Source organism: Paraplanobispora siamensis, from assembly GCF_016863175.1.
Taxonomy (GTDB): Bacteria; Actinomycetota; Actinomycetes; order Streptosporangiales; family Streptosporangiaceae; genus Planobispora; species Planobispora siamensis.
This window is the reverse complement of record NZ_BOOJ01000018.1, coordinates 148,413-161,884: the sequence shown is the minus strand read 5'-3', so window position 1 is coordinate 161,884 and position 13,472 is coordinate 148,413. Positions and strand designations below refer to the sequence as shown.

At 71.5% G+C, this 13,472-nt stretch carries 10 protein-coding genes; 4 read left to right on the top strand and 6 right to left on the bottom strand.

All coding sequences use genetic code 11. The annotated features are described in order from the left end of the window. Positions 1 to 27: 27 nt before the first annotated feature. Positions 28 to 2,070, bottom strand: a complete 2,043-nt coding sequence (locus tag Psi01_RS09750; protein WP_204063623.1) for an ATP-binding protein — start codon at positions 2,068 to 2,070, stop codon at positions 28 to 30. A 424-nt stretch (positions 2,071 to 2,494) separates the two neighbouring features. On the opposite strand from Psi01_RS09750, the gene Psi01_RS09745 reads away from it, so the two are divergent. The 3 genes from Psi01_RS09745 (at position 2,495) to Psi01_RS09735 (ending at position 5,600) form a co-directional block, all read left to right on the top strand. Then, positions 2,495 to 3,205, top strand: a complete 711-nt coding sequence (locus Psi01_RS09745) for a class I SAM-dependent methyltransferase (protein WP_239127379.1) — start codon at positions 2,495 to 2,497, stop codon at positions 3,203 to 3,205. A 69-nt stretch (positions 3,206 to 3,274) separates the two neighbouring features. After that, positions 3,275 to 5,149 (top strand): acyl-CoA dehydrogenase family protein, encoded by a 1,875-nt coding sequence (locus tag Psi01_RS09740; protein WP_204063621.1) that lies wholly within the window; start codon positions 3,275 to 3,277, stop codon positions 5,147 to 5,149. 280 nt (positions 5,150 to 5,429) lie between these two features. After that, positions 5,430 to 5,600 (top strand): hypothetical protein, encoded by a 171-nt coding sequence (locus tag Psi01_RS09735; RefSeq protein WP_204063620.1) that lies wholly within the window; start codon positions 5,430 to 5,432, stop codon positions 5,598 to 5,600. Between the two features lie 171 nt (positions 5,601 to 5,771). On the opposite strand, the gene Psi01_RS09730 is transcribed toward Psi01_RS09735, so the two are convergent. Both Psi01_RS09730 and Psi01_RS09725 read right to left on the bottom strand, forming a co-directional pair. Continuing rightward, the gene (locus Psi01_RS09730; RefSeq protein WP_204063619.1) at positions 5,772 to 6,917 is read right to left on the bottom strand and encodes an acetyl-CoA C-acetyltransferase; all 1,146 of its coding nucleotides are present in this window, start codon (positions 6,915 to 6,917) and stop codon (positions 5,772 to 5,774) included. Positions 6,918 to 7,085: 168 nt separating this feature from the next. Further along, positions 7,086 to 7,451 (bottom strand): DUF4267 domain-containing protein, encoded by a 366-nt coding sequence (locus tag Psi01_RS09725; protein WP_204063618.1) that lies wholly within the window; start codon positions 7,449 to 7,451, stop codon positions 7,086 to 7,088. Between the two features lie 89 nt (positions 7,452 to 7,540). On the opposite strand from Psi01_RS09725, the gene Psi01_RS09720 reads away from it, so the two are divergent. After that, positions 7,541 to 8,140 carry a TetR/AcrR family transcriptional regulator gene (locus tag Psi01_RS09720; protein WP_204063617.1) on the top strand — a complete coding sequence of 200 codons (600 nt, stop codon included), beginning with the start codon at positions 7,541 to 7,543 and terminating at the stop codon, positions 8,138 to 8,140. Positions 8,141 to 8,311: 171 nt separating this feature from the next. Here the strand turns inward: Psi01_RS09720 and Psi01_RS09715 are convergent, their stop codons facing one another. The 3 genes from Psi01_RS09715 to Psi01_RS09705 form a co-directional block, all read right to left on the bottom strand. Beyond that, positions 8,312 to 10,564, bottom strand: coding sequence for a rhamnogalacturonan lyase family protein (locus Psi01_RS09715; protein WP_444980714.1), 2,253 nt, complete (start codon positions 10,562 to 10,564; stop codon positions 8,312 to 8,314). Positions 10,565 to 10,865: 301 nt separating this feature from the next. Further along, positions 10,866 to 12,539, bottom strand: a complete 1,674-nt coding sequence (locus Psi01_RS09710; protein WP_239127377.1) for a DUF2079 domain-containing protein — start codon at positions 12,537 to 12,539, stop codon at positions 10,866 to 10,868. Further along, complete coding sequence (locus Psi01_RS09705) at positions 12,536 to 13,465, bottom strand: class F sortase (protein ID WP_204063615.1); 930 nt, start codon at positions 13,463 to 13,465, stop codon at positions 12,536 to 12,538. The genes Psi01_RS09710 and Psi01_RS09705 overlap by 4 nt, the downstream gene beginning before the upstream one ends. Between the last annotated feature and the right edge of the window lie 7 nt (positions 13,466 to 13,472).

Sequence of the window (13,472 nt, the reverse complement as noted above, 5' to 3'; positions counted from 1 at the left end):
CAGGCGAGAAGATCCTCAAGACGTGCCCTAGTCGAGGGCGAAGGCGACCGCGGCGTCGGGGTCGTCGTCGTGTCCCTCGGCGAAGGCGGCGTCGTAGGTCCCGTCGCCGATGAGCTGGCGGGCGGTGCGCTCGGCCACGGTCCGCGGCTCCGACATGCTCTCCGTGCCGAACCCCCGCAGCCCGAACGTGGTCCACAGCCGCATGCCCGATCCCTGCAGCCGCGCCGTACGGTATCCGTCGCCCTGGACCGCGGCGATCACCGCGAGCTGCTCCAGGGCCAGCGCCACCCCGGTGGTGTCGCGCAGCTGCCATTTGGCCTCCAGCGACTGCCGGGCGGCGACCTCGGCCTCCTCCGCCCGGCCCAGGCCGAGCTGGGCGATGGACAGGACGTAGTCACCGTAGGCGCGGGCCCAGCGTTCGCCTCGGCTGTCGCACAGGCGCTGGGCCTCCTCCAGCACGTCGATGGCCCTGGCGAAGTCACCCTGCCAGACGGCGGCCATGGCCGCGGTGACCAGGGCGAGGGGCTCGCTGACGGTCATGATCTGTGCCCTCCGGAAGTATTCACGAACCAGTTCGATGCTGGGGGCGACCTCTTCGAGCTCTCCCACGCACAGGGCGCGGGTCGCCAGGCGGAGCTGGGCGTGGCCGGCCGCCGCGTAGTCGCCCCAGTCCAGAGCGGCCGTCAGCGCCATCTCGGCCCGGTGGCGGCCGGACTCCATGTCGCCCTGGGCCATCGCCACGCAGCCGTCCGCCCACAGGAGCTTGGGCAGGCCGGGGTCGGTGATGGGCGCGGCGTCGATCGCCCGCTTCATGTAGTAGCGGCCCTCGTGCATGCGGCCCAGGCAGAACCAGAGGATCCACAGCGTCCCGGCGAGCTCGATGGACATCGGGCTGGAGGGCACGTCGGAGTCGAGGGCGAGGCGGAGATTGGTGATGGAGAAGTTCAGGCGCCGGGCCCAGCTCTCCTGGTCGGGGCCGTACCAGTTGCGGTCGGCGCGGCGGGCGAGGTCGAGGTAGTAGTAGCGGTGCCGCAGGGCCAGCCGCTCCTCGTCCTGGAGCCGGACGAGCTGCTCCCTGCCGTACTCCCTGATCGTGTCGAGCTGCCGGTAGCCGCCGGGCACCCGGATGAGCAGGGACCGCTCCACGAGTTCGGACAGCAGGTCGGAGACGTCCGGCAGGTGCTCGTCGCCGCAGACCCAGACGGCCGCCTCGGCGTCGAAGTTCCCGGCGAAGACCGACAGGCGCGCCCAGAGCAGGCGCTCGCCGGGGGTGCACAGCTCGTAGGCCCAGGCGATCGCCGTGCGCAGCGTCTGCCGGTGGGAGATCAGCGCCCGGTTGGCCGACAGCGCGGTGAACCGGCTCTCCAGCCGCTCGGCGAACGACTCGACCGGCATCGTCGTGACCCGCCCGGCCGCCAGCTCGATGGCCAGGGGGATGCCGTCCAGGCGGCGGCAGATCCGGGCGGCGGCCTCCAGCCCCGTCCCGTCGGGGGTCAGGCCGGGGGCCGTGGACCGGGCCCGGTCGAGGAAGAGCCGGAGCGCTTCGTTCTCCCCCGGTCCCTCGCCGCCGGACCGGGGCACGGGGAAGGGCTCGACGCGCAGGACCGCCTCCTCGGCCAGGCCGAGAGGCTGACGGGAGGTGGCGACGATCCGCACGCCGGGCGCCCCGGCCAGGATCGCCGTCACCAGCTCGCGGCAGGCGGGCAGGAGGTCCTCGCAGGTGTCGAGCAGCAGCAGGAGCTTCTTGCCCGCGAGGAACTCCACGAGCACCTCGGACTGGGGACGGGGCGACTCCTCACGGAGCCCGAGGACGGCCGCGACCGTGTGGGCCAGCAGGTCGCCGTTGCGCTCGCCCGACAGCTCGACCAGCCAGGCACCGTCCAGATGGAAGTCACGGCATTCCTCGGCGGCCTTGACGGCGATCCGCGACTTTCCCACGCCTTCGGCACCGACGACCGTGACCAGCGGCGCGTCGGCGAGAGTCTTGATCAGCTTCCGGATCTCGGCCTCCCGGCCGACGAAACTGCTCGTCTCCGTGGGGAGGTTCCCACGCCACCATGGGTTGGACATAGTTTCGTGCTCCTTCCACTGGAAGACATAACACCTGGTGAGGATTACGAACTCAGCGTGATGAGATTTGCGGGTGTGAATTCTTCCTCCCGAGGAGAAATCTCCCTGCTCACCAGGGGTGAAGTTCCTCCTGGAACGAGAGAACGTCCGAATCGTCCATGTTCCCCCGGCGGCGCGGCTGAACTGGGGATTCACAAAGAAAATGCCGTAATGGATCTCCGCCGGAGAACGTCTCCCGATCTGTCGGCCCCCGTCTCCGAACGCTCTCCGCGCACCGCGGGCAGCCTCCTCCCGAAGATCGGAAAAAGGTTTGCGGAACCCCGCCGGGGGAACGGCTACTAGACTTTGCCTGTCCGAGCCGTGGCCACCGCGCCACGGTTTTCTGCGAGCTGGACGGAAACGCATGTCTGGGTATGACCGCGTAGTGCAACCCGCGGCCGGCGACGAGGCCCTGGAGAACCACCTCGGTGGCGACGAGGCCAAGAACTACCGGCAGTACGAGTTCGACATGGTCGCCCCGCACGTGGGCCGCTCCCTGCTGGAGATCGGCTCCGGTCTGGGACACTTCGCCGAGCAGTTCCTGCCCCGGCTGGACCGGCTGGTGGTCAGCGACTTCGACCCCTACTGCGTGGAGCAGCTGCAGAAGCGCTTCGCCACCCACGACGACGTAGACGTCCTGCAGTTCGGCCTGCCGACCGAGATCCCCATCGGGGAGAAGGTCGACACCGTCGTCATGATGAACGTCCTGGAGCACATCGAGGAGGACGTCGAGGCTCTGCGCTCGCTCGCCGCGGTGACCGTGCCCGGCGGGCGCATCGTCATCTGGGTGCCCGGCTACATGCAGCTCTACGGGGACTTCGACCGCAAGGTCGGCCACGTCACCCGCTACACCCCCGCCACGCTGCGCAGCACGGTCTCCAAGGCCGGGCTCGACATCGACGTGCTCAAGCCGATCAACTTCCTCGGCGGCATCGCCTGGTGGGCCGCCGTGCGCCGCGGCGGCGTCGGCTACCCCGACCCCCGCCTGGTCAAGATCTACGACCGCACGGTCGTGCCGGCCACCCGCTTCATCGAGCGGTTCATCCGGCCGCCCTTCGGTCAGACGGTCTTCTGCGTCGCCCGCGTCCCGCGCTGACCCGGGTGCCCTTCTCGGGATCCCTACCCAGGGGTAGCGTCGGAGCCATCCGCGCCCGAGGAGGTCACGATGACCGAGTACGCCAAGGCACGCGAGGTGACCGAGCAGGCCCGAGAGAAGGAGTGGGTCCGGCCCAGCTTCGGCAAGCAGCTCTTTCTCGGCGACTTCCGCCTCGACCTGGTCCATCCCGCGCCCGTCCTGCCGGATGAGAAGGCCAAGAAGGGCCAGGAGTTCCTGCGCGCCCTCCGCCGCTTCCTCGACACCTCGGTGGACCCGGCGCTGATCGAGCGGACCGCGCAGATCCCCGACCAGGTCGTCAAGGGACTCGCGGGGCTCGGCGCGTTCGGGATCACCATCGACGAGGAGTACGGCGGGCTGGGCCTGAGCCACCTGCACTACGGCCGGGCGCTGCTGCTCACCGGCTCCTACTCCCCCGCGATCAGCACCCTGCTCTCGGCGCACCAGTCGATCGGGGTGCCGCAGCCGCTGAAGCTGTTCGGCACCGAGGAGCAGAAGCGCGCCTTCCTGCCCCGGTGCGCCAAGGGTGAAGTCTCGGCCTTCCTGCTGACCGAGCCCGACGTCGGCTCCGACCCGGCCCGGCTGGGGACCACGGCCACCCGCGACGGCGACGACTACGTGCTCGACGGCGTGAAGCTCTGGACGACCAACGGGGTGGTGGCGGGCCTGCTGGTGGTGATGGCCCGCACGGAGCGCGGCATCTCCGCGTTCGTCGTCGAGGCGGGCAGCCCCGGCGTCACCGTCGAGCGGCGCAACGCGTTCATGGGACTGCGCGGCATCGAGAACGGCGTGACGCGGTTCCACCAGGTGCGCGTCCCGGCCGCCAACCTCATCGGCCGCGAGGGCCAGGGACTGAAGATCGCCCTGACGACCCTGAACACCGGCCGGCTGTCCCTGCCCGCCTCCTGCGCGGGCAACGCCAAGTGGGCTGTGAAGATCGCCCGTGAGTGGGCCACGGAACGCGTGCAGTGGGGGAGCCCGATCGGCGGGCACGAGGCGGTGGCGCGGAAGATCGCGTTCATCTCCGGCACCGCCTACGCGCTGGAGGCGGTGATGGACCTGTCCTGCCGCCTGGCCGACGACGAGAGCAACGACATCAGGATCGAGGCCGCCCTGGCCAAGCTGTACGCCTCGGAGATGGCCTGGAAGGTCGCCGACGAGCTGGTGCAGATCCGCGGCGGGCGCGGCTACGAGACCGCCGAGTCGCTGGCCGCCAGAGGCGAGCGGGGGGTGCCCGCCGAGCAGATACTCCGGGACGTGCGGATCAACCGGATCTTCGAGGGCTCCACCGAGATCATGCAGCTGCTCATCGCCCGCGAGGCGGTGGACACGCACCTGTCGGTGGCCGGTCGGCTCATCGACCCCGCGGCCTCGGGCCGCGACAAGGCCCGCGCGGCCGCCCGCGCCGGCGGCTTCTACGCCCGCTGGCTGCCCACGCTGGTCGCGGGCTCCGGCAACCGGCCCGGCGCCTACGGCGACTTCGGCCCTCTGGCCGGTCACCTGCGATACGTCGAGCGCGCCAGCCGCAGGCTCGCCCGTTCCACCTTCTACGGCATGTCCCGCTGGCAGGGCCGGCTGGAGCACAAGCAGGGCTTCCTGGGCAGGATCGTGGACATCGGCGCCGAGCTGTTCGCGATCACCGCGACGTGCGTGCGCGCCCAGGAGGAGGCCACCGAGCTGGGATGCAAGCCCGCCGAGATCGCCGACGTCTTCTGCCGCCAGGCGCGGCTGCGGGCCGAGGCGCTGTTCCGCCGGTTGTGGATCAACACCGACGCGCGCGACGTACGGCTGGCGCGTTATCTCCTGCAGGGCCGCTACGCCTTCCTGGAGGAGGGCATCCTGGACGCCTCCATCGAGGGGCCGTGGATCGCCGTCACCGGCTCCGGCCCTTCTGAGGCCGAGAACGTGCACCGTCCGATCCGGTGACCCGCGGAACGTGTGGGTACGGCCTGCGCCCCGCCGTACCCACACCCTCGCGTGCGCCCCGGCCGGGGAGATCGGCCCCCGGTTAAATGCCTTGCACGGCCCGGCGGTGGCCGCATAGTGTCGACGGCATGTGGATCAACTCCTAGAGCAGGCGTCGATCGGCCCCATGCCGATCCGCCCGCACTCAGCTCTCCGGCCCCGTACGTCTGACGCGGCAGCTGAGTTCTCCGGCCCGGCCCTTCGCGGCGCCGCGTCGTCTGAAGATCTTCGAGGAGTCCATATGCGAACCCGCTCAGGTAAGAAGCGTTCCGGCAAGAACAAGACCGGAAAGACCTCCACCTCGCTTCCCGAGTGGAGCATGCCACCAGCGCCCCGGCAGATGCCCAAGCCGCACATGCCGATGAGGCCGACCCAGCAGCCGCGCCGGATCCCCGGCAAGGGCGGCCGCTGAAGAAGCCGGACCCCGCGGTCCCGCCCACTACGGGACCTGCGGGGTCCGGCTTTCCACGTGACGGACCCGAGGTCCGTCCCTGCGAGGTGACGGACGCGGATGTCCGCCCTCTCCACGTGACGGGCGGCGCCGGGAGCCCGCCAGCCCCGGCGCCGCTCGGCTTGGAACCGCTCAGAGCCGCTCGATGATGGTGACGTTGGCCTGGCCGCCGCCCTCGCACATCGTCTGCAGGCCGTAGCGGCCGCCGGTGCGCTCCAGCTCGTGCAGGAGCTTGGTCATCAGGATCGCGCCGGTGCCGCCCAGCGGGTGGCCCAGGGCGATCGCGCCGCCGTTCGGGTTGACCTTCGCCGGGTCGGCGCCGATCTCCTTGATCCACGCCAGCGGGACCGGGGCGAACGCCTCGTTGATCTCGGTGACGTCGATGTCCTCGATCGACAGGCCGGACCTCTTCAGCGCCTTCTGGGTCGCCGGGATCGGCGCGGTCAGCATGTAGACCGGGTCGTCGCCGGTCAGGGCCAGGGTGACGATGCGGGCGCGCGGGGTCAGGCCGTGGTCGCGCACCGCCTGCTCGGAGGCGATCAGGACCGCGCCCGAGCCGTCGGAGATCTGCGAGGAGGTGGCGGCGGTGATCCGTCCGCCCTCACGCAGGGTCTTCAGCTCGGCCATCTTCTCCAGCGTGCTGTCCGGACGCGGGCCCTCGTCGTCCTCGACGCCGTTGATCGGGGCGATCTGGTCCTTGAAGTAGCCGTTGGCCACGGCCTTGGCCGCCCGCTGGTGGCTCTCGTAGGCGAAGCGCTCCAGCTCGTCGCGCTGCAGGTCCCACTTCTCGCACATCAGCTCGGCGCCGCGGAACTGGGAGATCTCCTGCTTGCCGTACCGCTCGACCCATCCCTCGCCGAACGGGAAGGGCATGCCCTTCTCCAGCGCGGCGGTGATGCTCGACCCCATGGGGACGATGCTCATGGACTCCACGCCCGCGGCCACCACGAGGTCCTGGGTGCCGGACATGACGCCCTGGGCCGCGAAGTGGATCGACTGCTGGGAGGAGCCGCACTGGCGGTCGATGGTCACGCCGGCCACGCTCTCGGGGAGCCCGGCCGACAGCCACGCGTTGCGGGCGATGTCCATGCTCTGCGGGCCGAACTGCATGACGCAGCCCATGATCACGTCTTCCACCGCGGAGGGGTCGACGCCCGTGCGGTCGATCAGGGCCTTGAGCGTGTGCGCGGCCAGGTCCGTGGGGTGGACGGTGGACAGACCGCCCTTCTTCTTGCCGACCGGGGTACGGACCGCCCCGACGATGTACGCCTCTGCCACAGTGCCTCCTGGGTCCCGTCCCTATGAAACCGAGCAATGTTCGGTCAGTAGGAGGTTACAACAGAACATCCGTCCACGCCCTCCCCGGAACGGCGGATTGTGATGCCCGCAACAGTCGCGCGCAGGGTCCTCACGCCCGTGCCCGCCGCACGGGGGGACGGCGTCCGGTCAGACGGCGAAGAGCAGGGCGGCGCCGATCAGCATGGTCACGGCGGTGGCGAAGTGGATGCCGAACGCGGTCGCCCTGGTGCCGCCGTTGCGCAGCACGATCAGGATGTCGCCGAGCGGGAGCAGGGCGGCGACGAGCAGGAACCAGGCCTCGGCGTAGGCGCCGACGAAGGCCAGCAGGGCCAGGCCGACCAGGCCGTAGGTGCCGTCACGCAGGCCCTTGATCGTCAGGTACGCGCGGTCCGTCTCGGCGGGGACGCCGTAGCCCGCGGCGGCGGCGCGCGGCGCGCGCAGGAAGTTGGCCCCGATGACCAGGCACAGCACGTTGATGGCGATGGCGAGCCCGTAGGCGAGGGCGGTGAGCATGTGCGTCTCCGTTTCGCTAGCAATGCTAGTAACGAGAACGAAGCTAGCAGAGCGTAGACAATTGCGCTAGCGGTGCTAGATTCCGGAGCATGTCGATCCAGGACCGCAGAGAACGCGAACGCGCACGACGGGAGAAGCTGATCATCACGGCGGCCCGGGAACTGGCCGAGGCCGAGGGCTGGGAGGCGGTGACCACGCGGCGGCTGGCCGAGCGGGTCGAATACAGCCAGCCGGTCCTCTACAGCCACTTCAAGGGCAAGGACGCGATCATGACGGCCGTCGCCCTGGAGGGCTTCGCCGACCTGGCCGCCGAGTTGCGCGCGGCCCGGACCGCGGCGCCGGACGCCACCGAGGCCCTCGCCCGGATCAGCGCCGCCTACGTGGCGTTCGCCGAGCGTCGACCGGCCCTCTACGACGCCATGTTCAGCCAGAGGGTGGACCTGCCCTTCGCCACGCCCGAGGCTCCGGCCGCCCTGCACGCGGGGTTCGACGAACTCGCCGCGGCCGTCGGCCCGCACGCGGACGGCGCGGACCCGGATCTGCTGACCGAGGCCTTCTGGGCCGCCCTGCACGGCCTGGTGACGCTGATGCGCGGCGGCCGACTGCCGCGCGGGCAGCACGAGCGCAGGCTCGCACTCCTGATCGCGTGTTTCACCCGCGGGCCCGCGGGTTCCGGTCACTCACTTTGACGCCTCCGCGCCCGGCGGGAAGTCCGCGCCCGATGAGTCCGCGCCCGGCGGAAAAGCGGACGCTGGAAAAGCGGACGCTGGAAAAGCGGACGCTGGAAAGGCGGACGCTGGAAAGGCGAACGGTTCCCGCCCGATGCCGCCGGGCGGGAACCGCGGTCCCCGCGGGTCTCGTCAGCGCACGTAGACCTTGGGCTGCGGCGGGGTGGCCATGCCGTCGCCGATGAAGAACGACGGGTGCGGCGGCTGGTTGTAGGCGGTGTTCTGCCAGGCGATCGCGACCCGGTACTGCGGGTCGTGCATCAGGGTGTGGATGCGGCGGGTCGTCTGGTGGGGCGTGCTGTAGACGCGCAGGGCGGTGTTGTCGCCCGTCGGCCAGACGACCTCCTCGCGCCAGTCGCCGAACAGGTCGCCGGAGAGCGACGGGGTGGACTTGGTGCCGTTGTTGGAGTGCACGCCGGAGGCGGTCAGCAGCCGGGTCTCCCCGCCGGTGCCGTACTTGTCGACGCGGGTGGCGTCCACCAGCTCGCGCACCGGGTCGGCGTCCCACCAGGCCAGGAAGTTGATCGAGGAGGGCTCGCGGCCCAGGGACGCGCCGGTGGTGCTGCGCAGCGTGGTGTCCCTCGCCGACCACGACTCCGCCCCCGGGCTCCCGGCCCAGACGTCGGCCGAGACGCCGCGGCCGTTGTCGCCGCCGGAGGCGGTGGACCACAGCACCTGGCCGGTGCGGGCGCTGGCGAACCACGAGCCGGGCTTGGAGGAGTCCTCGCTGACCTTGAAGTACTCCAGGCCGGCCCGGGACGGGTCCAGATCGCCCAGGTGCGCCGCGTCGCCGTGACCGTGGCGGGTGTTCCACAGCGGCGCGCCGTTGTCGTCGACGGCGGCGGCGCCGAAGACGATCTCGTCCCGGCCGTCGGCGTCCACGTCGCCGATCGTGAGGCTGTGGTTGCCCTGCCCGGCGTAGGTCGTGTCGGAGTTGGAGTCGAAGGTCCAGCGCTTGGTCAGGGCGCCGTTGCGGAAGTCCCAGGCGGCGATCACGGCGCGGGTGTAGTAACCGCGCGACATGATCAGCGAGGGGCGCTGCCCGTCCAGGTAGGCCGTACCGGCCAGGAAGCGGTCCACCCGGTTGCCGTAGGAGTCGCCCCAGGAGGAGACGGTCCCGCGCGGCGGGTCGTAGTTCACCGTGGACATCGCCGCGCCGGTCTGGCCGTTGAACATGGTCAGGTACTCCGGCCCGGCCAGGACGTAGCCGGAGGAGTTGCGGTGGTCGGCGGAGGAGGAGCCGATCACCGTGCCGCGGCCGTCCCGGGTGCCGTCGGCGGTCTTCATCGCCACCTCGGCCTTCCCGTCGCCGTCGTAGTCGTAGACCTGGAACTGGGTGTAGTGCGCCCCGGCGCGGATGTTGCGGCCCAGGTCGACGCGCCACATCCGGGTGCCGTCGAGCCTGTAGGCGTCGACGTAGACGTTGCCGGTGTAGCCGGACTGGGAGTTGTCCTTGGCGTTGGACGGGTCCCACTTCAGCACGAACTCGTACTGGCCGTCGCCGTCCAGGTCGCCGACGCTCGCGTCGTTGGCCGCGTAGGTGTAGGCGACCCCGTCAGGGGCGGTGCCGCCGGACGGCGGCTGGATCGGCACGTCCAGATAGCCGTTGCCGAAGCGCAGCGACGGGGCGGAGGCGGCCTGCTCGGCGCCGTTCACGACGGCCCGCACCGTGTAGGAGGCCTCGGCGGCGGCTCCCGCGTCCAGGTGGTTGGTGGAGCCGGTGATGGGCGTGACGTTGACCTTCGTGGTGCCGCGGTAGAGGTTGAAGCCGGTCGAGGCGGACTCGGTGCCCAGCAGCCGCCACGACACCAGGTTCCCGCTGCCGGAGCGCACGCTGATCAGGCCCCGGTCCAGGTCCTCGACCTGCCTGGCGCCGGCCGGGATGGTCGTCGGCGTCGCCGTGGGAGTCGCCGTGGGAGTCGCCGTGGGGGTGGCGGTCGGGGTCGCCGTCGGCGTCGCGGTCGGGGTCGCCGTCCCGGTGCAGGTGACGCCGTTGAGGGCGAAGGAGGCGGGGACGGGGTTGGCCGCGCCCTCCCACGAGCCGTTGAACCCGAACGCCACCGTGGCCCCGGTGGCGATGGCCGCGTTGTAGCCGACGTCCTCGGCGCTCACCCGCGCGCCGCTCTGGCCCACCGCCGCGCTCCACGCCTGGGTGACCTTCTGTCCGCCGGTGAAGTCCCAGGCGAGCGTCCAGCCGTCGACCGGGTCGCCCAGGTTCGTGATCCTGACGTCCGCGGTGAACCCGCCCTGCCACTGGGCGGTCACCTCGTAGCCCACCCGGCACCCGGCGGCCGCCTGGGCGGCGGCCTGCCCTACTCCGGCCGTGCCCACCGCCGCGGCGACGGCCGCGGCGACGGCGATCACTCTGCGACGTCTGGTTCCCAAGGGATTGAAACGTTTCATTATCGGTTCCGATCTCAGACGCCAGGGACGGGCATGGGAAAACGCCCAGACCGTAGGGCTGCGCCCGCGAGAGCGTCAACCGGGAGCGTGTCCCGCCTCCGGCGGCGGCCCCCGTTCCGACCATGGCAGTCCAGGTCAGCGCGTTGCGGCGGCGAAGGGGTGCCGGCGCGCGACCGTGAAACTTACACCGCGGGAGCCGTCCGGCGGAGGACGGCTTCCTCGGGGCCGCAACGGCCGCCGCAGGACGGCGAACGCTTTAAAACGGGCGCGCCGGCCCGCGACCTCACGGCCGGTGCAGTACGACGTAGCCGTCGCGCTCGAAGACCTTCCGGTACCCCTCGCGCAGGGCGCCCTCCACCCGTTCGCGCTGCTGGTCGTGGGAGGGGAAGGGATAGCTCCAGCGGTCCACGTCGGCCACGATCCACGGCGAGCCGTACGGCTGCATGCCCCACAGCAGCACCGTCGTCCGCGAGGTCAGCGCCGGGCCGACGTGGTTGACCGCCTCCACGATCACCCCGTCCGGGACCGTCCGCACCGCCTCCCGGGCCGCCGCGACGTGCGGATCGCCCTCGTAGAAGGACCACTCCACGAGGTTGCCCAGCTGGAAGCGGGGGATCAGCGTGATGCCGATCACGCAGACGGCGACCGCCCAGTGTCGGGCCGGGGACCAGCCGCGCAGCCGCCCGCCGAACCGCCTCTTCAGCAGCTTCCCGAGCCGGTCCACGCCGTCCACCGCCGCGCAGAACAGGACGGCCACGATGAAGGCGTTGTAGTGGTAGTCGGGCCCCCACCACTGTGTGCGGTCGCCCAGGAACCGCTCGGCGATCATCGGGAGCGCCACCAGGGTGAGCGGCGAGAACAGCACGGTCAGCAGCAGCGGCCACAGCAGGAAGGCGAGGGTGTCCACCTTGATCTCGGGGCTGACGAACTGCCACAGCGCGCCGAGCGGGTCGCGGGCCAGCCCCAGGGCGACCTCTCCCAGGGTCGCCCCCCACCGGCCGTAGGCCCAGTGGAACCCGGCCTCCCCCGAACCCGCCATCGGCATCAGCACGTTGCGGATCATCACCAGCGCGCCGAGGGAGAACGAGACGAGCGCGGCCCCCTCCAGCCGCCGCCGGGTGCAGAGCAGATAGACGCCGAAGGCCGCGACGAGCAGGCCCATGTCCTCCTTGACCAGCAGCAGCGCGAGCGCGGCCAGGAACCCGGGCAGCTTCCTGCCGGCGTCGAAGCGCTCGATCATGATCGCGGTCAGCAGCGGGGCGAAGGCCGCCTCGTGGAAGTCGAACCCGGCGGTCTGCGCCACCGGCCACGACACCACGTAGGCCACCGCGACCAGGTGCGCGCAGGTCGCGCCGAGACGGCGCTCGGCGAAGCGCCAGATCGGGATCGCGGCCAGCGCCAGCAGTACCGCCTGCGCGACGATCAGCGTCTCCGGTCCGTCGTGGATCCAGTACAGCGGGGCCAGCAGGGCCACGATCGGCGAGAAGTGGTCGGCGAGCTGGACGAAGTCCATGCCGTGGCCGTAGAACATGCCGACCGAGGGCTCCACCGGGGGCCCGAAGCCCGCGTAGCCGCGCACGGCCTGGTCGAAGATGACCAGGTCGAAGATGCTGGCCCGGAAGGTGCCCAGCTTGACCAGGCCGAGCACGGCGTAGGCGGTCGCGGCCACCGCGACGATCGCGCCCAGGACCAGGGCGTGCGGCCGCCGCCGGCGGAACCGGGGAGCCTTCTCCCCCGCCGGCTCGTCGGCGCCCTCGGCCGCCCCTGCCCCGGGCCCGCCGTCCCTCTCGTCCTCCCCGGGCCCGGCCTCGCTCCCGGCCTCCCCGGCCTCGGGCTTCTCGGCTCCCCCGGTCCCGATCCCGGCCCCCGTCTCCTCGGTCTCAGTCCCGGTCCCGGCTTCCGTCTTCCCGGCCTCGGGCTGAGCCTCCCCGAGCCCGGACGTGGTCCCCGCGCTCATGCCCGTCGGGTGCTCGTCATCGTCGCGTAGGCGATGACGTTGTCGGTGTAGTGGCCGCTCGAGCGGTCGTAGGTCCCGCCGCACGTGATCAGGTGGAGCTGCGGGGCGCGTGACTCGCCGTACACCCGCTGCGTCGGGAACACCGACTTGTCGGCCTGTTCCAGCCCTCCCACGGTGAACACCGCGATCGTCCCGTCCTTCCGGTGCACCTCGATGACATCGCCGTTGCGGATCTCGTCCAGGCGGCTGAACACCGCGCTGCCCGATCTGGTGTCCTTGTGTCCCAGCATGATCGCCGGTCCGGCCTCGCCCGCCGTGGGCCCCTCGCGGTACCAGCCGACGAGGTTGGGATTGGAGACCGGCGGCACCTCGATGGCCCCCTTCTTGTCGAGCCCGACCGACTTGATCGGCGCGTCGACGCCGAGCCGCGGGATGACCAGCCGCAGCGGGGTCGAGGGCAGCATCGCCGGGGCCGCGGGAATGGTCGGCTGCGGCGGCGGCACGGTCGGGGGCGCCTGGAAGTACGGCTGCGCGGGCGCGGCGGCGTTCTGCTGGGCCCGCGGCGGCAGCGAGGAGCGCTCGTCGGCCAGGCCGTACTGCTCGGGCGAGGCCGCCATGTAGAACACCCCGACCAGCACCGTGACCACCCCTGCGATCGCCGCCAGGATCAGCACCGAGCGCAGCACCCTCCCGCTGTCACCCGGCTCGTCGTAGGGCTGCTCGTACCCGGGCCGCCGGTAGGCGGCGATCGGATAGCCGGGGACCGGCCGCGGGTGGCCCGGCGGCACGGCGCCCGGCCGGGGGCGGCCCGGCGGGAGGCCCCCCGGCTGCGCACGGCCGGGCCGCGGATGCCCGTACGGCTGCGCGGGCCCGCGGCCTCCCGCGGGAGGCCGCGGCCGCCGGTCGTCCGGGGTCGGCGTGGTCATCGTCTCG

What these genes read in the sequence shown, in the direction of transcription:
- Psi01_RS09750 (WP_204063623.1), bottom strand. Translation starts at nt 2,070, where the DNA reads ATGTCCAACCCATGGTGGCGTGGGAACCTCCCCACGGAGACGAGCAGT.
- Psi01_RS09740 (WP_204063621.1), top strand. Translation starts at nt 3,275, where the DNA reads ATGACCGAGTACGCCAAGGCACGCGAGGTGACCGAGCAGGCCCGAGAG.
- Psi01_RS09735 (WP_204063620.1), top strand. Translation starts at nt 5,430, where the DNA reads ATGCGAACCCGCTCAGGTAAGAAGCGTTCCGGCAAGAACAAGACCGGA.
- Psi01_RS09725 (WP_204063618.1), bottom strand. Translation starts at nt 7,451, where the DNA reads ATGCTCACCGCCCTCGCCTACGGGCTCGCCATCGCCATCAACGTGCTG.
- Psi01_RS09720 (WP_204063617.1), top strand. Translation starts at nt 7,541, where the DNA reads ATGTCGATCCAGGACCGCAGAGAACGCGAACGCGCACGACGGGAGAAG.
- Psi01_RS09710 (WP_239127377.1), bottom strand. Translation starts at nt 12,539, where the DNA reads ATGAGCGCGGGGACCACGTCCGGGCTCGGGGAGGCTCAGCCCGAGGCC.
- Psi01_RS09705 (WP_204063615.1), bottom strand. Translation starts at nt 13,465, where the DNA reads ATGACCACGCCGACCCCGGACGACCGGCGGCCGCGGCCTCCCGCGGGA.